This window comes from Porphyromonas sp. COT-239 OH1446, assembly GCF_000768875.1.
Classification (GTDB): domain Bacteria; phylum Bacteroidota; class Bacteroidia; order Bacteroidales; family Porphyromonadaceae; genus Porphyromonas.
On sequence record NZ_JRAO01000016.1, the window covers coordinates 59,512 to 78,059 of the forward strand.

Here is an 18,548-nt window from a genome sequence, read left to right on the forward strand (position 1 = left end):
ATCTGAGGGATGAATATTGCCGTCGTTGGGATCGGGTACGTAGGCCTGGTGAGCGCAGCCTGCTTTGCAGAGCTGGGGGCTGTGGTCTACTGTGTCGATGTAGATCGAGACAAGATCGAGGGGCTAAGAGAGGGGCGCATCCCTATCTATGAACCAGGCCTTGAGCAGCTTGTGCGCCGAGGGCTCGAGGGTGGCCGCCTGATCTTCGAGACCGATTTAGCACGGGTACTGCCCGAGGTTGAGATTGCCTTTTGCGCTGTTGGCACGCCTGCTCGGGCGGATGGCTCTGCAGACCTAAGCTATGTCCTCGAGGTTGCCCATAGCATTGGTCGCCACCTAGAGCGATACTGTTTGGTCGTTACCAAGAGCACCGTCCCGGTGGGTACCTCTCGACTGGTGCGGGAGGCCATTGAGCAGGGGTTGAAGGAGCGGGGTGTGAGCATCAAATTCGATGTGGCCTCGAACCCCGAGTTCCTCAAGGAGGGCAATGCCATAGATGACTTCATGAAGCCCGACCGTGTCGTTGTCGGGGTGGACAGCCCTCGGGCAAGGGAACTGATGACTCGTCTATATAAACCTATGTTGCTGAGTAACTTTCGGGTGCTCTTCATGGACATCGCTTCGGCCGAGATGACCAAGTATGCGGCTAATGCCATGCTGGCTACGCGTATCAGCTTCATCAACGAGATCGCCCTCCTGTGCGAGCGTGTGGGGGCGGATGTCGGTATGGTACGCATGGGTATCGGTACAGACACCCGTATCGGAAGCAAATTCCTCTACGCTGGCTGTGGCTATGGGGGCTCTTGCTTCCCCAAGGATGTGCAGGCCCTGATCCATACGGCGCATAGTCATGGCTGTCAGATGCGCATCCTTGAGGCTGTCGAGCAGGTCAATAGGGCGCAGAAGGAGGTGCTCTTCGAGCGATTTTCCCGTTTCTACAACGGTCAGGTCAAGGGGCGGCATGCCGCCGTTTGGGGCTTGGCTTTCAAGCCTGGTACGGATGACATCCGAGAAGCTCCCTCGCTGGTGCTGATCGATCGTCTCCTGGAGGCTGGCTGTACGGTCTCGGTCTACGACCCCGTGGCGATGCCCGAGGCTCGCCGTGTGCTGGGAGATCGGGTCTCGTATGCACGAGATATTTATGAGAGCACTCTCGGGGCGGATGTCCTCTTTCATGTAACGGAGTGGAAGGAGTACCGAATGCCTGCCTGGGAAGTCATCCAAAAAGCCATGCGTTCGCCTCTCTTGATCGATGGGCGTAACGTCTTCGACCAAGCTCCCGAGGAGGCTGGCATCCGCAAGCTCAGCATCGGTGTCGCGGAGCGAGATGGGCTCTAGAACCTCAGGGTTGAGATCTTTGCGATAGGGCTGTGTCAGAGTTGATACTCTGATACAGCCTTTGTTGTATCTAGCCCATAGCTGTCTGCTCGTAGAGAGGGAGGAGGGATGCAATATATTGTCTTTCCCTGCATTATATAGATAGAGGTGGGAGAAGAGATCCTTCGGTAGCAGGTGCGATGAGCTCTCGGTAGTAGCCCGATCGATCTCCCCCGTAGCACCTCGCTCGAGGTCCAGATAGGGTCTCAAGTGTGATCCTAATAGGATCTCACTCGAGGCTCAGATAGGAGTTCGATCGAGATCTTACTGGGATCGTTGCAGAGGCTCTTGGCCACTGCCCTCCTGACCCTGGCAATGCTGAGGATGGTGAGTAGAGAATTTTGTAATAATATATTAATTCATTATTTTTGCTTAACGAGAGTAGGCCTCTCGACGAAGCACACCAGGCAAGTGAAGACTTGCTGGCTGAGGGCGGAGGCCATATGTTCAATAGTTAATACATTTTGGGCTATGAAACGAAACAAAGCTTTGCTCCTGGGCATCCTGGTCTTGGCGACTAGCTCTGGAGCGTGGGCACAAAACGATGATAAGTATCTCGACGATGCTTATCTCTCAAGCCGAGACATGGAGCGTCTGCGTGAGCGTGAGCGTCATGAGGCTCAGATACGTCGTGAGGCTGCTATCAAGGCCCGCCGAGAGTGGGAGGCCAAGCAGGCTGCCCTCATGGCCGAGTATAAGCGCAAGAAGAGACAGAGAGAGATAGATGCTTACAATGGGCACGAGAGTGAAGAGAATGCTTTGCTCGATGAGGAGATAGCACAATTACTGAACGCTACTTCGTCTCGAAAACAAGGTGATGTAGAGGTGTCTGTCTATGGCCCTTATTCGGATCGCCTCCTGCGCTTCCATACTGATGGGACGGTCATCATCAACGATCCCGATGCAGTCTACATCAATGGTCAGCTACGCTACCATGACTCGTGGGGCTCTAGCCGTATGTGGCTTACCATAGGTAATCCCTGGTGGTACGACTCTTGGTATCCCTGGTACTCTTATGGGCATCACTATGCCCCCTGGTACTATGGCTACGGGTATTATCCCTCTTGGCATTATCGCCCCTGGAGGCCTTACCCCGACTATTGGTGGGGTGGCGGCTTCTATGATCCTTGGTTCGATCCCTACTATCGAGGTTATTACCGGGGTTACTATGGCGGAGGCTACTATGGGGGCTATTATGGAGGCTATGGGACTGGCTACTACGATGGCCGTCATGCCCGTGCCTACGACGATCACTACTACCGCAATCCCTACGGCCATGGGGGGCGTTCATCGTACAGCCAAGGCCGAGGTTATATGTCCGAGCGTACAGCCTATGGGGCTTACAAGAGTGCTCAGACTCTCGAGGGTCGAGGACGCAGTCGCTCTAGCTACGATCGCTCGCGTCCGCTTCGAGGGGGCATCTCCTCTTACGACGGCTACCAGAGTCAGGGAAGCTCTCGCAGTAGCTATGATTCGAGCAGGGGCTCGGAGAGTCGCAGCCGCTCCTCATTCGATAGTTATGGCTCCGAGAGCCGCAGCCGCTCCTCTCAAGAGAGCGGATCAAGCTCTCGCAGCGGTGGAGGAAGTTATTCCTCTCCCAGCCGTAGTAGCGGTGGAGGCTCATCGGGCTCTGGACGCTACGATGCTCCTACACGTAGACGCTGATAGGTGCAGATATAGTTTTCATCAGTATAGACTGGAGGGGTGATGTGTGCACGATCCTGCCCCCATCGCTCCCCTAGTCGTCTAATAGATATATACGATCATGAGAAAGAAGATAGTCCTAGGAGCTGGGCTTTTGAGCCTAGCCCTCCTCTCCGTCCCTGATCTCTGGGCTCAGTCCGAGTCTACCGCCGTTTCTCTAGCCGATGCGCACGAGCAGCGTGGCTCGGCCCGCTATCAGGCCCTCGGAGGAGCTATGGGTGCTGTCGGGGCAGAGTTCTCTGCAGTCAATCAGAACCCCGCCAGTCTAGCCCTCTTTCGCCGAGGCAATAAGGTCAGCACCACGATGGGCTATACCCGTCAGCGTGGTCGCTCCGACTGGTACAACGAACGACTAACCACCCAAGGCAACCTCTTCAACTTCGATGAGCTGAGCTTCATGTCCAGCTGGAATACTGGCAGCAAGCTCGGCTTTACGGCTGGCGTGGGGATGCGCAGTGGCGGGCGATTTCACCGAAGCCTACAGGCACATGCAGCTCTCGAGGGGCTAGGAGCTACCTCGCTGGCCGACATCAGTGCCGCCGTACTCAACCGGATGCAGTACGGCCGAGGAGGGACGCAAGAGCCACCCCTCATCCCACACTCCCAAATGGATGGAGTCGCTGCCTATGGCCGTGGTCATCTACCTTGGCTTGGGATCTTGGGTTATCAAGCGGGTTGGATTACCTCCAATGACCCACTAGGCGGGAGATATTACTCGGCCTTCACTTACCCCACAGCAGGGGGGGGGCTCGAAACCTATAGCCCCTACGATGCAGGGTTGCGCATTGACGAGCGTGGGGCAGTGTCGGACTTCGACTTTGCCTTCGGGATGCGAGTCAATGATATATTCAATTTCGGGGCAACGCTTACCCTGGTGCATCTTGATTACGAGCTCTCCTCCACTTACTCAGAGGGCTACGATCGCTTCACTGATGGCCGTCGCCACGGATTAGGTCTGCACAACTCTGTCTCTATCTCGGGCGGTGGCGCACGGATTGGACTGGGAGTGCTCGTCGAGCCCCTGAGAGGTCTACGCCTCGGAGCCTCGGTTTACAGCCCTACGGTCTATAGCCTCAAGCATGACTTTGCCCCGCTGGCCAATGGGCTAAGTTCGTTCGGCAAATTCTATCAGAGCGAGCGGCCTGAGAATGCAGCCAATAGCTTCGAGTTGCGCACTCCCTGGCGGTTTGGTCTGAGCGCAGCCTACGTCTTCGCACATAAGGGCTTCGTAAGCGTGGACTATGAGTATAGTAGCCTCGGGGGGACTCGTCTCGACGAGGCGAGGGATGCCTACGGCGTACGACCCTCCAAGACCAACCCCTACGAGGTGGACAACGATGCTATCAGCCAGGACTTCGGTGGCAAGAGCACCCTACGCCTCGGGGCTGAGTGGATGGCTACACGTCGCCTCTCGCTCAGAGCGGGCTATACGAGAGCCGAGCAGAAGCTCAAGAATCCTCGCCTCTCGGGGATCTCTGGCCCTACAGTCGAATTCCTTACTCCCAGCACTGTACTGCACTTTACCCTACCTGGCACTCGGGAGAGCTTCTCCCTCGGGCTCGGCTACAAGCTCTCGCCCTCTTGGTCTCTCGATGTAGCTTATGTGCATCAGATGTCTCGGGACAAGGTCTATGCCTTCAGCCCTATGGCTGATCTTGGCCCTATCCTCGATCCTGCTAAGCGAAATGCTATTGCTCGAGGCTTGCGTGATGGTTTTGATGTAATCGATGCAGATCTCGCCCGAGAGACTGGGGCTACTTGGCTCAAGGGGCTCAAGGGAATTGATTACCGACAGGATCGCAGTCAGATGCTCTTCTCTGTGAGCTATCGTTTCTAGCTCCAGGGTTGATCCCGTGATACGACGAGGGTGTGGCAGATTGTCTGCCACACCCTCGTTACTTTGTTCCTTTTTGTCAGGCTTTGCCTACCCTCATCCCTTAGCGTCGCTTGAGGATGCTGTTGAGGATGCGTGCTGTGTGGATGAGTTTACCACTCTTGAGCGAATAGATCTCCACGCTCCAGAGGTGCGTACTGCGTCCCTGGTGCATGATACGAGCTTCGGCACGCATCATATCCCCCTCAATGGCTGAGGAGATATGATTGCCACTGACCTGCATCCCGACCTGTATCTCTCCCTCCTCCAGCAGAGCCACAGAGCCTAGGCCTGCCATAGTCTCGGCAAAGGCTAGATTCGCCCCTCCGTGCAGGATGCCCATGGGCTGGCGGGTACGCTTATCTACGGGCATTGTCCCCTCTACATAGCCTCGGGAGATCGCTGTGCAGCGGATGCCGAGCGAGTCCATCAGTGTACCGGGGACGATCGAGTTGATCTCCTCGATCGTGTAGGGGACGTCCTCTCGAGGGGTGAAGATATACTTGTTCAGCAGGTGGGCTATGCCATCCTCATTGTTACTTAGGGTAACGTACTCGGCACAGCTTTTGATAGCCTCCTTGGCATTGGCCATAGCCACACCGAGGCCTGCATACTGGATCATCTCCAGGTCATTGAAGCTATCTCCTACAGCAATTAGTTCCTCAGCCGTGTAGCCGAGACGATCGACTAGCTGAGAGATACTCGAAGCCTTGTGCACCCCCCAGGGTACTAGCTCGAGGAAAGAGGGGTGTGATCGGAAAACGTTGACTCGCCCTGCTAGTCGCTCCTGTGCGATCGGTTCAAGGGCCTCGATCCGTTCGCTAGGGCCGACGATCAAGCACTTGGGGCGGCTCGAGGGATTGGCTGCAACGAAGTCCACTACTTGTCTAGGTTTCATCCCTGTGATCCCCACTTCGAGCTGCAAGTAAGGGTCATCAATGCACTCAGAGATGATCTCATCCTCTGAGGTGTAGGTCAAGATGTTGAGCCCGTGCTCCTGGGCTAGGTCATAGAGTGAGGCGATGGTCTCGCTCCCTAGGCTTGCCTGAGCAATAGGGTTGGCTAGGCGGCAGTTGTAGACCTCGCCCCCATTGAAGGGCATCAGGTAGCCGCTATACCGCTCCAGCTGCAGCTCTTGAGCAATGCCCCTGAGACCTGCTAGAGGCCTGCCAGAGGCGATGATGAGCCGAATGCCAAACTCCTCCTGAGCACGCAGCAGGGCTACTCGGGTGAGCTCTGTTAGCTCGCCCGAGTCATTGACGAGGGTGCCATCGACGTCGATGGCCATGAGCTTGTACTTCATACTCTAGTCGTAGTTTTTAGGGGTTAGAAATTGACGTTGATCCCTGCCGAGACCATGGTTTGCTGCATGCGGTAGCCATAGTAGAGGGTGCTCTTGGAGTTAGGCATCCAGCTGAGTTGACCCTGTAGGGAGATATGAGAGTTGGCCTTGTAGACGAGGCCTAGATGGATCAGATGCATGGCTTCGAGCTCCTCGGTGCTCTTCTTCGGGAGGTAGCGGTAGAGGATGCCCGAGCGTAGCTCATAGCTGACCTTGAGGCTGAAGTCCTTGACGGGCATGTATTCATACGAGGCATCTATGACCCAGCTAGGCCTTCCCGATACGACCTCATCGTTCTTACCTTGGTAGTTGTGGTAGGAAGCCGAGAGCTGAGCTCTCCAGAGGCCATGATGGCTGTAGCCTAGATGACCTCCTAGGCTCAGATGGCGCACATCGGTATAGTAGGGGGAGAACTCGATCGCATAGATCGAGCGGCTATCCAGTGGCGAGACGCCAGAGATCTCATACGGAGGTAGTCCCTCGATCAGTGTAGGGGAGGAGTAATATGGTGTCAGATGCTCATGCGTCTGAGCAGCGAAGTTGAGATCCCTCTGACGTAGGCTGTAGCCCGCATAGAGCTCTAAGGATAGAGCCCGAGCGATAGAGCCCGAGAGGGATAGACGACTTTGGTGGCGCACCTGAGTGCTACCTCCGATCACCCCTCGGGTACGATAGGGCATCAGCTGAGCCAGACGAGCCAAGTGGTTCTCTTCGACGCCTCCGTCGGCCTGAGCTCTGATGCACCATGTCTCGGCGAAGGTGAGCTCAGCGTCTAGGTAGGGCCAGAGGAAGAGGCTGCCTCCCTCTACCGACGAGTCGTTCGATAGCCCTACACCTGCTCGAATTTGCCAGCTTTGTCCCTCGACCTGCCAGTAGGGAGCGAGGCTGATTTGGGTCTTATTGATCCTCTCCCCACTGGGTGTAGCCATGAGGACGGGAGGAAGATTGCGGCTATAGAGCAGAGCTGATACCTCGAGGTGTGCCCCGAGTGAGTGGTCGCCCCCGATCCCCACACGGGCATTCGCCTCCAAGCTGGGACGGATCTCCCCGATGCTCACGGCAGGACTGCCGAGGAGCTTACGGCGAGAGATGCTCGAGTAGTCTAGCCCTGCTCTGAGGTCATAGGCGAACGAACTGCCCTGATCGGGTAGTGAACTGAGCCCTACAGAGGTGGAGAGATAATGGCCGAAGAGGTGCTCCTTGCCCAGCAGATGTTGCTTCTCTCGGTCTAGGCCGTTCGGGTTGTCTGTGTAGAACCGAGGTTCTATCACCGCCCCATAATAGTTATAACCATGGTGGCGGTAGTCTGCCGCGATGCTCCATAGACTAGAGGTGGCCTTTCGCTTGTAGTCTCCATGGATACGGAAGTCATTCTCCCGTGCATGCAGGTCGTTGAAGAGTCCTTGATAGGGCGTGTAGCTCGAGAAGAGGGTCGAGAGACTGAGGTCTAGACGTTCCCTCTCGCTGGCTATAGGCCGATAGCCTGCTCTCAGACCTAAGTGAGGGCTAATGCCTGCCCTGAGGTTGATATACCCCCGCATAGGACTAGGGGCGAATTGCCCAACTAGCCTGCCTAGAGACGAGAGGGGGGAGAGGCCAAAGCCCTCAGATAGCCTCGGAGCCGCACTCATATGACCACGAGAGGAAGGCATGGCTTGCATGGGCGTTATCTCGAAGCTCAAGGGTAGAGGGGTTTGCTTGCCGAGCTTCACGGCCTCGTCTGTGTGGACTGTGAGCTCTCGGCGCAGGGTATCGACCCTCTGACGCTGTGGTGATTGGGCCTCGAGGTGAGGGGCGATGGGGAGTATGAGCCCTAGGAGGCAGAGGAGTCGGCCTAGGGGGGGGAGGGTGGTGTTCATTATTGCTTGTTAAATAGTTGCATTCGTTGATTGATCATTTGAGCGATGTCCTCTTCGTCTCCTTGGTAATTCTCCTTGAGGCTGGAGATGTATTGCTCGGCAGCGTATCGATCCCCCAGCATCATGTAGCAGTCAGAGAGTAGGATGAAGGAGCGTGCCATCCAGTACTGCTGGGTCGAGCCCTGGGCGATGAATTGCTCGAGGAGCTTCTTGGCCTCGGAGACACGCCCCGAAGCGTAGGCTATACGTGCCCTGCTGTGGTAAGCCTCGGCCCCATAAGGGCTATCGAGTCGTTTGTCTAGGCTCGAGTAGATCTTAGCAGCTTCGTTGGATTTGTTTTGTGCCTCGGAGGCCTTGCCTCGGATGAGGGTGAGCTCGTCCTGCATCTCTTGGGAGAGTGGTTTGAGGTTTAGGGTCTGCTCGGCCATTTGTGCGCTGAGGGCTGGATCTCCCTCTTTGAGGGCCAGTCGGGCTACGAGCAGCCCTGCACGCTGCCGCTCGCCCAGGCTGAGGTCGGGGAAGGCATAGAGTGCACGATAGGAGGCTAGAGCCTCTCTGCCCTGCTCCTGCTTGTATTGGTAGTCTGCCAAGAGCTCGAGGGCCTCGAGGCGGAGGGCTGCCTCGGTCTCGGCTCGGTTTAGCTGGCTGAGTAGGGGGAGAGCTTCGGTAGCTTGGCCTGTAGCTAGCAGGTCTTTGGCAAGCATCAGTCGAGCCTTGTCGGTGTCTTGATGCGAAGGGAAGCGTTGGACGAAGCCTTGTAGGGCTCTGATCGAGGAGGCATGCCCCTGCAGATGCTGGTTCTGAGCCGAGAGGAAGAGTAGATGTCCAGCCTCCTCGTCCGAGGGCTTGAGTCCAGCCCCGAGGGCTTCGGCATAACTCATGTACTCATCCATGCGGCTCTGTGCGGTGTAGATGTTTTTGAGGTCAGCCAAGGCTGTCCGAGCCTCTGCGGTCGTGGGGTGATCGGCGATGACCCTCTTGTAGATAGCGATGGCCTCCTCCGCTCTAGAGGCATTGTAGTGGAGCATGGCTCGCTCGAGGCTGGCAAGACGTGCCTCTCGGCTATGGGGGAAGCGTCGCTCGATCTCTCTGAAGCTCTCTTCGGCCTCTGAATTGCTCTGCCCGCTGAGTATCTGTGCCCTCCCCTTGTCGTATAGAGCCTCGGCGACGAAGGGGGCTCGAGGGTGCTTGCTCAGGAGCTGATTGATCGTCGAGATCTGCTGGGCATAGTCGGAGCGGCGGCCGTAGAGGTGCTGCAAGCGGTAAAGGGCCTCGGCATTGCCCCCCTCGACGAGGTCATTGGCCTTGCTGTAGTGCTGGATCGCCTCGGCCGAGGGGCCGAGGGCTACGAGGGCACAGTCGCCTCGACGTAGCTGAGCGTCGGAGCGCAGAGCGGGGTCGGTGGCTAGGGTCTCGAATTGGGCGAAGGCTCTGTCGGCCTCGGGGTATGCCCCGAGGTTATATTGTGCATAGCCTAGGATGTAGTGGAGGATGCCTCGACCGAGGGAAGAAGCCTGTGCCTTCTTTAGGGCGAGGCGGGCCGCATCCCTCGCCTCGGTATAAGCCCCTCGGGAGAGATGCATCCGTGCCGAGAGTGCAAGGGCCTCCGTATAATAGAGGCCTTGATCACCGAGCTTGATAGCCTCGTTGAGATACCGCTGCCAGAGCTCGGGCTTCTCCTGCTGTATGTAGAGCTCGCCTAGGCGGCAGAGGATGTACTGCTGGGTGTGTAGGATGGAGGCCGGAGGGTTGTCGAGGCGTTTGATCACGTCGAGCGAGGCTGCATAGTCTTTGCTCAGTGCCAGTTGATCCGCTAGCTCGTCGTAGACCTCTCTATGGCGAGGAGAGTCTGCAAACTCCTTGAGATACTGCTCGTAGAGGCGTAGGCTGTGCCCGAAGTCCGAGGCAGCCCCTCCGCTGGAGGCCTTTATGCTGTTGTAGATGGCATACTCTCTAGCTTGTGGGGTTGCCCCTGGGTGGCCTGCTGCTGCGCCGAAGGCGAGTAGAGCCTGCGATCGCTCTCCGGCCTCGAGGCGCATATTCCCTTGTAGGATGTGTGCTAGAGCTCCGACCTCGTGTGTGGAGCTGGTGGCTAGGGCGAGGGCCTTACGAGCCCCGTCGTAGTCCTTGCTCTTGTAGAGAATGGTAGCCAGGGTGTATGCCTCTTCGGGCAGGAGGTCTCCTTGCTGCAAGAGGGGGAGCAGATACTCTCGGGCTGCAGCCTCGTCGCCCTCGTGCTCGTATGCTCGCCCTAGTGTGCCCATGAGGCGAGGACGCTTGAGGAGCTCTGGGTACTTGAGCCCTGCCAGCAGGGTCTGCTGGATGGCCTCTTCGGGCGATTTTGTTTGGAAGCCGATGAGGGCCTTGAGGTAGGCAACCTCGGGAGCTAAGGCCTTGCTCCATCGCCTCTCGGAGAGGAGGTGCTGAGCCTGTGGGGTATTGTCCTCGTGCCATTCGAGGGCTGCGATGAGCAGGAGTGCTTGCTCGCCCCAGAGGGAGTTGCTGATGATCGCCCGCTCTAGATGGGGGCGAGCCTCTCTGATGGGGTGTCGTGGGGTCGGTTTGCAGAGGGTAATGTAGCCTAGGTAAACCTCTCTCTCGGCCTGCTCAGCCTCGGAGAGCCCCCTGAGGTCTATGCGCTCGAGTAGCCCTCTGGCCTGGAGTAGCTGCCCCTTGGAGATATAGGCTGAGGCCATGAGCAGCTGGGCCCGCTCTCGATCGAGCGAACTGGGATGCTGCTCGAGGAAGGTGTTGAGTACCTCCTCGGGGGCTTCTAGGCCCGTGGTGATGAGCCCTGCAAGCAATTGGTCATAGGCAGCCCTGGAGCTGGGGGGCAGGAGGCGAGGCAGCAGCGGAAGGGCCTGCTGCTGATAGCCCACGAAGTTGCCCCCGAGGATGTCGTGCCGAGCCTGCGTCATGATGAGGGCAGAGCCAGAGGGGGCTGTCTGCTGTGCTAGGGTGGGCAATGAGAGTGCGCCCGATAGCCCTAGGCACAGGATGAGGTGTTTCATATTTGTTGGGTGCATGATGTAGCTTGATCTACGTCGTTTATTGGGTTGAGCCTATTGTTGTCTCCGAGGCTCGGGGGAGGTGTCCGCAGGGCCTTGAGAGGCTATCCCGAGGATAGCGGAAGACAGTAGGACAAAGATAGCAAGTTCTTAGCGAAGCGAGGGTGTGTCATCCAGGCGAATAGCCTTTGGACGACACACCCTCGCTGTTTTTGGATAGCCTCTAGTGAGGCGATGGGTTACTTAACCTCTACGTAGTAGGTGTACATCTCTCCCTCCTGAGGGTAGAAGCCTCTCAGGGCGATGCGCCTAGCTCCCGAAGCTTTAGCTTGGGCGAGAATGCGGCTGAGGTCGTTGGTGCTGCGTATGGGGGTGTCGTTGATGGTCAGTAGGATGAAGCCTGCACGGATGCCAGCCTCTTTCATAGCCCCCGAGTTCACTCGCTCGACCAAGAGGCCATAGGAGATGCCGTAGCTACGACGCTTGCCCTCGTCGAGGGGCTTGACTACAGCTCCGAGGCTGGCGGAGTTGCCCGCCTCATTGCGAATGAGTCCCGAGCCACCAGTCTTGTTCTTGAGCTTGACCTTGAGGATTTTTTCTGTGCCCTTGCGATCGATCTTCATCTCTACGACGTCGCCAGGGCGGAAGCGGCTGAGCTGTTCCTGCAGCTGCCCGAAGTTGTTGATAGGGGTATTGCCAATGGCGACGATGACGTCCCCGATCTCTACACCTGCGGCTAGGGCTGCACTAATTTCGGAGAATTCGCCTACATAGACCCCACTATTGACCTTGAGCCCCTGCTGCTGGGCGAATTCTGCGTCCATATCTCTCCCCCCGATGCCGAGGAAGGCTCGCTGCACAGCCCCATACTTCTTGATGTCGGAGACGACCTTGGCAGCCATGTTGATGGGCACGGCGAAGGAGTAACCGGCGAAGTTGCCCGTATCCGAATAGATCATCGTGTTGATGCCGACCAGCTCGCCCGAGGCATTGACCAGTGCGCCACCGCTATTACCCGAGTTGATGGCCGCATCTGTTTGGATGAAGGCCTCGACACGATTGCGTCCCCCTGCCGAGCGAGACTTTGCACTCACGATGCCTGCCGTTACGGTGCTGTTGAGGTTGAAGGGGTTGCCCACGGCCAATACCCACTCGCCCAGGCGTAGGGCGTCCGAATTGCCGAAGGGGATGGTGGGCAGGTTCTTGCCCTCGACCTTGAGCAGGGCAATATCGCTGTCTGCATCTGTGCCGATGAGCTTGGCCGTGAAGGTGCGGTTGTCGTTGAGGGTAACGCTGATCTCCTGACTGTTGTCAATGACGTGGTTGTTGGTGATGATGTATCCGTCCTCGCTGATGATCACCCCAGAGCCATAGCCCACTACGGGGCGAGGGGCTTCCTGGCGCATCCCACCACGTCCGAAGAAGAGCTCAAATGGGTCGATCATCTGCTCTCGGCTCGACTGACGCACGCCCTGAGTCTTGATATGTACGACGGCTTTGATGCTGCTTTCGGCGGCAATAGTCAGGTCGGGGGCAGAGCCTACCTGCTTGACCACAGCTGCAAGGGCAGTGTTTTGAAAGCCATATTCTCCCGTCGAGGCAGAGCCCTCCTGCTCTACGCCCTCGGCTCTATATTCGCCCCCTCGGGGCAGCATCACATGTACGGTGGTAGCAGCTGCTGCTACACTCATAGCCACGACAAGGCTTGCGGTGGCAACTCTCTTCCAAATTCTGTTCATTGTATTTTGTTTGTGTATAATATATTGTCCAAGCGGCTCGGGGAGGGTTGAGGCCACCCCTCTGCTGCTGTTTGCTCTTATAACGCAGCTCCGTGATAGATTATTGTGCTGCTATGCTAGGCCAGATAGACCGTGCTGATAAAAGCTAATACAAATACCATGCCAGCCTCTGCCTATTCCCCCCTGCACCCCTTGCTCTAGGTCTATTGGCTCTGCGCTTGAGCCCTCGATAGAGGCTCGACCGAGCTGCTAGACGATCTCTCTAGTGAGAGCTCGATAGACCCTCATTAGAGGTCTAGATAGGATCTCGGTCGAGACATAAGTAGGAGCGCAGTCGAACTCCTATTTGAATCTACATGGAGATCTAGATATGAGCTCCACGAGACTCTGGAGGGCCTCTCTCGAGTGTCTCTGAGGGGAGCTGCCTGTCGCTTGCAGCATGGATTGGCTCTTTAGGCTCTCTTGGGTTGCGAGTGATCCTCCCCTAATGGAGGCCGGGGCGAGCAGTTGTGGGGTATTCGGTGGGCAAATGCACCTCTCGTTTGCCCTCACTGAAGTATCTTTGCAGGGTTCATAACGCTAGATAATGACACTGACAGATATATGTAGTCGCTTTGCCGAGGGGTATCGGAGCGAGCTCATGGCCCTCACTCAGCTGCAGGGTGAGTGTAGCCTCTTGGGCTGTGAGGGCTCGTCTCTATCCCTCATCCTGGCAGCACTCTCTCCTATGCGCCCCGTGGTCTACATCGCCGACGAAGTCGATGAGGCTGGCTATCTGTACTCCGACTTGGAGGCTATCGTTGGGGCAGAGCGGGTGATGCTCTTCCCCTCGTCCTATCGTCGGGCGATCAAGTACGGACACAGAGATGAGTCGCAGCAGCTCCTTCGCTCGATGACACTCGGGGCTCTCTCTTTGGCCAAGGAGCAGGGCAAGCATCCACCCATCATCATCACCACTGCCGAGGCCCTCTGTGAGCGTGTGGCCAGCAGCACCCTTGTCGAGCATGAGTCCCTGCCTCTGAGGCAGGGTGAGGTGATCGAGCAGACTCAGATCATGGAGCAGCTCTACAGATGGGGCTTCGAGCGGGTGGACTATGTCTACGAACCTGGACAATATGCTCAGAGAGGGAGCATACTCGATATATTCTCCTTCGCCCAGGAGTATCCCTACCGCTTGGATTTCTTCGACGATGAGATCGAGAGCATTCGCCTCTTCGACATAGAGACACAGCTCTCCATCCGCCTCGTGTCAGAGGCTCGCCTCGTGCCGAACCTCTCCACGAGCACCAGTGAGCAGGGAAGCCACCTCCTCGAGCTCCTGCCTCGAGAGACTCTCCTCTTGAGCCGAGACCGCCATTACACGCTCGAGCGGGCGCACCTCATCTACGACGAAGCCCCTCTGCTCGACGATGGAGAGGGCTTCACGAGCCTCGATGAGCTACGCCAGCAGCTCATACGCCCCGAGGTGTTGGCCGAGGCTCTCGGAGGGCTGGCCCGTTGCTTGCTCATCGAGCGAGTGGGGCAGTCGTGGGAGCTGGGCCTTGGGGCGCAGCCAGAGTTTCGCCGAGACTTCGATGCCTTCGCCGCCCAAGTGGCCCAGTGGCAGTACGAGGGTTATACCCTCTGTGTGGCGACCCACGTCCCGACGCAGTACGAACGTATCGAGGAGATCCTTTCCGAGCGTCGGGAGCGTCTTGCCCCCCTTGAGCATGTTGCGCAGACGCTGCACGCAGGCTTCGTTTCTGAACGGTGTCGTTTGGTTGTCCTTACTGAGCATCAGCTCTTCGAGCGATACCATAAATACAACCTGCGTAGCGACAAGGCTCGCAGTGGTAAGATGAGCCTCTCGCTCAAGGAGCTACAGAGCTTCTCTGTCGGAGACCTCGTCGTGCACACCGATCACGGTATCGGGAGCTTCGGTGGGCTGCTCACGATGGATCTAGGCGGACGCACTCAAGAGGTCATCAAGATCTCTTACCGCCATGGAGATACGATCTACGTCAATCTGCATAGTTTGCACAAGCTCTCCCACTACCGAACCAAGGATGCTAACGAACAGGTACAGCTCAGTGCCTTGGGCTCGGGGGCCTGGCAACGTCTGAGGGAGCGTACCAAGCGGCAGGTCAAAGACATTGCCCGAGATCTGATCCGCCTGTATGCCAAGCGTCGGGAGAGTGAGGGCTTCGCCTTCTCGCCCGATACTTATCTACAGCATGAGCTCGAGGCCTCGTTCGTCTACGATGATACACCCGATCAGGCTCGGGCCACGGCAGACATCAAGGCCGATATGGAGCGTCCCTATCCGATGGATAGATTGCTGTGCGGCGATGTGGGCTTCGGCAAGACGGAGGTTGCTGTGCGGGCTGCCTTCAAGGCAGCCACCGATGGCAAGCAGGTCGCTGTCCTAGTCCCCACGACGGTGCTGGCCTATCAGCACTATCGCACCTTCGAGCGTAGGTTGAGAGACCTGCCCGTATGTGTGGAGTACCTCTCTCGTGCCCGGAGTGCTAAGGAAACCAAACGCATTCTCACCGAACTCAAAGAGGGCAAGATCGATATTATCATCGGCACGCACAAGCTCACAGGCAAGGAGGTTGCTTTCCGAGACCTGGGCCTACTGATCATCGACGAAGAGCAGAAGTTTGGAGTAGCCGTCAAGGAACGCTTACGCAAGCTACAGGTCAATGTCGATACGTTGACCATGAGTGCCACACCCATTCCCCGAACGCTACAGTTCTCCCTCATGGGGGCTAGAGACCTCTCGAACATCAACACCCCTCCGCCCAATCGTAGACCTGTCGAGACCATCTCGCAGCGTTTCTCCGCCGAGCACATCCGAGAGGCTATCAACTTCGAGATGAGCCGCAATGGGCAGGTCTACCTCCTACACAACAGGGTACAGAATATCGAGGAGATCGCCTCCCTCGTACGCCGAGAGGTGCCAGACGCCCGTGTCGCTGTCGGGCACGGACAGATGTCCCCCAAGGACATCGAACGGATATTGCTTGACTTTAGCAACCATGAGTATGATGTCCTCGTAGCTACGACCATCATCGAGAATGGGATCGACGTCCCCAATGCCAATACCATTATTATCAACGATGCCCATCGCTATGGGCTCAGTGAGCTGCATCAGCTGCGTGGGCGCGTCGGCCGCAGCGATCGTAAGGCCTTCTGCTATTTGCTCAGCCCTCCGTTGGCTTCCCTACCCGAGGATGCTCGCCGTCGCCTGCGAGCGATTGAGAGTTTTAGTGATCTGGGTAGTGGGGTGCGCATTGCTCTGCAAGACTTGGACATTCGAGGGGCAGGCAATGCCCTGGGGGCAGAGCAGAGTGGCTTCATCACTGATATGGGTTACGAGACCTATCAGAAGGTGTTTGAGGAGGCTGTCCGAGAGCTCAAGGCAAGCGAGTTCGCTGACCTCTATGCCGAGGAGGCCGAGGTCAATCGGGTGGCAGACTTTTTCGTCTCGGACACGCAGATCGAGAGCGATCTGGATCTCTGTCTCCCCGAGGACTATGTCCCCCAAGACAGCGAGCGCATCTTGCTCTATCGAGAGCTGGACAACCTGGAGAGTGATGAGGAACTCGAGGCCTATCGCTCGAGGTTGGAGGATCGCTTCGGCTCTCTGCCCGAGCAAGCCCTTGGGCTTATCCAAGTGCCTCGCTTGAGACGTCTGGGTAAGCATCTCGGGGTAGAGCGCATCATCCTCAAGGCTGGGCGTATGAGCCTCTTCCTCATCGCCGACGAGCAGAGCCCCTACTTCAAGTCTCCCGTCTTTGGCCGCCTTCTGAACTATGTGGCGCACCACAACAAGCAGTGTGAGTTTCGTCAGCGGCAGGGGCGTCATATCATCTTGATCAAGGATACCCCCAGCCTCGAACGTGCTATCGCTGTTTGCCAGCAGATCCTCTCAGTGGAGCCTTAGGGATATAGCTTAGCTCCCGAGGAGGGATCGACCAAGCCCCCCTCGGGGCACTGCAGAGAGACTTAGAGACCGTCAAGAGAGGGGCTAAGGGGTATGCCCCGAGAGTGTCGGTCTCTAGAAGCCCAAGGGCAAAAAACGAACTGGAGTGTATGGGGGTGTTAATTCGGTGGAAAATAGCTATTTTTGCGCCGAGTTGCCCCTAAGAGAATTGCGGCCTTAGAGCCGGGGCGACGATCACTCGATAGCTAATCGCATCAACATCAAAACAAATGGATAAAGTAAGCTACGCCCTCGGGCTCAGTGTCGGCCAGAACTTCGTAACCTCTGGCTTTGACAACATCAACTTCGAAGACTTCCTCGCAGGCTTCAGGACCATCATGCAGGGCGAGACCCCCAGCATGACCTTCGACGAGGCTAAGCAGACCGTGAACCAGTACTTTGTCGAGCTACAGGCCAAGAACTTGCGTCTGAACAAGGAGGCTGGCGAGGAGTTTCTCAAGATCAACGGACACAAGAGTGGAGTAGTTACCACCGAGAGTGGCCTACAGTACGAGGTCATCAATCAGGGTACTGGAGCTAAGCCTACCCTCGAGCAGACGGTGCGTTGCCACTATCATGGTACGCTGATCAATGGTGTGGTCTTCGACAGCTCGATGGATCGAGGCGAGCCAGCAGAGTTTCCCCTAAGTGGCGTGATCAAGGGTTGGACTGAGGTACTGCAGCTGATGCCCGTAGGGTCTAAGTGGCGTGTTACAATCCCCTCAGACCTAGCCTATGGAGACCGCGGCGCAGGGCAGATGATCCAGCCAGGTAGCACCCTCGTCTTCATCATCGAATTGCTCGATATTCTCTAGGCTGTAGGCGATGAAGCACCTATTTGTTCGCTCTATGGCGACCCTGGGGTTCGTGCTCCTCGGCGCAGGTTGTGGAGCTAAGCGTTCGCCCGCTCAAGAAGCTCCCGTCTCGCTACTGGCCTCTCAGGCAGACTCGGTGGCCTATGCCTTCGGCCTGCTCAATGCAGAGGGCTTCCGACAGAGCCTCGAGGCTTCGCCTCGTACCAAGGAGCTCAGCAAGAAGATGATTCTCAAGGCATTCGCAGCCCATTTGAGTGGCGAACCCACCGAGATGAGCATCGACGAGGCTCGACAGTACTACATGGCATACCTCAAGGCCGAGGATGAACGCCTCACCGAGGAGCGTCGCCAGCGCAACGAGGCTGCCCTCGAGGAGTATAAGAACCGCCCAGGAGCGCAGGCTACCGAGAGTGGCCTGATGTATCGCATCCTCACGCCTGTAGAGGGCCCGAAGCCTCGGGCCGTAGACACCGTTGTCGTCCACTATAGGGGACTAACGATCGATGGTGTAGAGTTCGACAGCTCGTATAAGAGGGGTGAGCCGACCAGCTTCCCACTCGGTCGAGTGATCAAGGGCTGGACAGAGGGGCTTGCCCTGATGAGCCCTGGGGCTAAGTACGAACTGATGATCCCCAGCCATCTAGCCTACGGCGAGCGAGGGGCAGGTGAGGCTATTGCCCCGTACTCGACCCTCATCTTCGAGATTGAGCTGCTCGAGATCCGTCCCTATCAAGAGCCCAAGGCAGAGATAGAGACGAAGCCTGAAGAGAAACCTCAACCCAAGCGACGTGCTAAGAAAAAGATGAGGTAAACCCCTGGTCAAAAGAGAAGAAACAATAGAGATATTAACTATTCTTACTAACT

At 57.1% G+C, this 18,548-nt stretch carries 10 protein-coding genes; 6 read left to right on the forward strand and 4 right to left on the reverse strand.

Annotation, left to right across the window (positions count from 1 at the left end):
- Positions 1–9 precede the first annotated feature (9 nt).
- From HQ37_RS04560 to HQ37_RS04570, 3 genes are all read left to right on the forward strand, one after another.
- Positions 10–1,338 (forward strand): UDP-glucose/GDP-mannose dehydrogenase family protein, encoded by a 1,329-nt coding sequence (locus HQ37_RS04560; protein WP_036881051.1) that lies wholly within the window; start codon positions 10–12, stop codon positions 1,336–1,338.
- Between the two features lie 510 nt (positions 1,339–1,848).
- Positions 1,849–3,042 carry a hypothetical protein gene (locus HQ37_RS04565; RefSeq protein WP_152566792.1) on the forward strand — a complete coding sequence of 398 codons (1,194 nt, stop codon included), beginning with the start codon at positions 1,849–1,851 and terminating at the stop codon, positions 3,040–3,042.
- Positions 3,043–3,142: 100 nt separating this feature from the next.
- Positions 3,143–4,918 (forward strand): OmpP1/FadL family transporter, encoded by a 1,776-nt coding sequence (locus HQ37_RS04570; protein ID WP_152566793.1) that lies wholly within the window; start codon positions 3,143–3,145, stop codon positions 4,916–4,918.
- A 100-nt stretch (positions 4,919–5,018) separates the two neighbouring features.
- Here HQ37_RS04570 and HQ37_RS04575 read toward each other — a convergent pair whose 3' ends face one another.
- The 4 genes from HQ37_RS04575 to HQ37_RS04590 all read right to left on the reverse strand — a co-directional run bounded on the left by HQ37_RS04575 (position 5,019) and on the right by HQ37_RS04590 (position 12,902).
- On the reverse strand, positions 5,019–6,257 hold the full coding sequence (locus tag HQ37_RS04575; RefSeq protein WP_036881057.1) for a Cof-type HAD-IIB family hydrolase: 1,239 nt from the start codon (positions 6,255–6,257) through the stop codon (positions 5,019–5,021).
- Between the two features lie 23 nt (positions 6,258–6,280).
- On the reverse strand, positions 6,281–8,155 hold the full coding sequence (locus HQ37_RS04580) for a hypothetical protein (RefSeq protein WP_036881064.1): 1,875 nt from the start codon (positions 8,153–8,155) through the stop codon (positions 6,281–6,283).
- Entirely contained in the window at positions 8,155–11,166 is a 3,012-nt protein-coding gene (locus HQ37_RS04585; protein ID WP_036881066.1) for a tetratricopeptide repeat protein, read from the reverse strand. The genes HQ37_RS04580 and HQ37_RS04585 overlap by 1 nt, the downstream gene beginning before the upstream one ends.
- 236 nt (positions 11,167–11,402) lie before the next feature.
- On the reverse strand, positions 11,403–12,902 hold the full coding sequence (locus tag HQ37_RS04590) for a Do family serine endopeptidase (protein WP_036881069.1): 1,500 nt from the start codon (positions 12,900–12,902) through the stop codon (positions 11,403–11,405).
- Between the two features lie 586 nt (positions 12,903–13,488).
- Between HQ37_RS04590 and mfd the strand changes: the two genes are divergently transcribed.
- The 3 genes from mfd (at position 13,489) to HQ37_RS04605 (ending at position 18,495) form a co-directional block, all read left to right on the forward strand.
- Complete coding sequence (gene mfd, locus HQ37_RS04595; protein WP_036881071.1) at positions 13,489–16,830, forward strand: transcription-repair coupling factor; 3,342 nt, start codon at positions 13,489–13,491, stop codon at positions 16,828–16,830.
- 269 nt (positions 16,831–17,099) lie between these two features.
- Complete coding sequence (locus HQ37_RS04600; protein ID WP_036881073.1) at positions 17,100–17,684, forward strand: FKBP-type peptidyl-prolyl cis-trans isomerase; 585 nt, start codon at positions 17,100–17,102, stop codon at positions 17,682–17,684.
- Between the two features lie 10 nt (positions 17,685–17,694).
- Positions 17,695–18,495, forward strand: coding sequence for an FKBP-type peptidyl-prolyl cis-trans isomerase (locus tag HQ37_RS04605; RefSeq protein ID WP_036881075.1), 801 nt, complete (start codon positions 17,695–17,697; stop codon positions 18,493–18,495).
- The last annotated feature ends 53 nt before the right edge of the window (positions 18,496–18,548 follow it).

Coding starts and splice junctions, on each gene's coding strand:
- HQ37_RS04560 (WP_036881051.1), top strand. CDS start 10: ATGAATATTGCCGTCGTTGGGATCGGGTACGTAGGCCTGGTGAGCGCA.
- HQ37_RS04565 (WP_152566792.1), top strand. CDS start 1,849: ATGAAACGAAACAAAGCTTTGCTCCTGGGCATCCTGGTCTTGGCGACT.
- HQ37_RS04570 (WP_152566793.1), top strand. CDS start 3,143: ATGAGAAAGAAGATAGTCCTAGGAGCTGGGCTTTTGAGCCTAGCCCTC.
- HQ37_RS04575 (WP_036881057.1), bottom strand. CDS start 6,257: ATGAAGTACAAGCTCATGGCCATCGACGTCGATGGCACCCTCGTCAAT.
- HQ37_RS04580 (WP_036881064.1), bottom strand. CDS start 8,155: ATGAACACCACCCTCCCCCCCCTAGGCCGACTCCTCTGCCTCCTAGGG.
- HQ37_RS04585 (WP_036881066.1), bottom strand. CDS start 11,166: ATGAAACACCTCATCCTGTGCCTAGGGCTATCGGGCGCACTCTCATTG.
- HQ37_RS04590 (WP_036881069.1), bottom strand. CDS start 12,902: ATGAACAGAATTTGGAAGAGAGTTGCCACCGCAAGCCTTGTCGTGGCT.
- mfd (WP_036881071.1), top strand. CDS start 13,489: ATGACACTGACAGATATATGTAGTCGCTTTGCCGAGGGGTATCGGAGC.
- HQ37_RS04600 (WP_036881073.1), top strand. CDS start 17,100: ATGGATAAAGTAAGCTACGCCCTCGGGCTCAGTGTCGGCCAGAACTTC.
- HQ37_RS04605 (WP_036881075.1), top strand. CDS start 17,695: ATGAAGCACCTATTTGTTCGCTCTATGGCGACCCTGGGGTTCGTGCTC.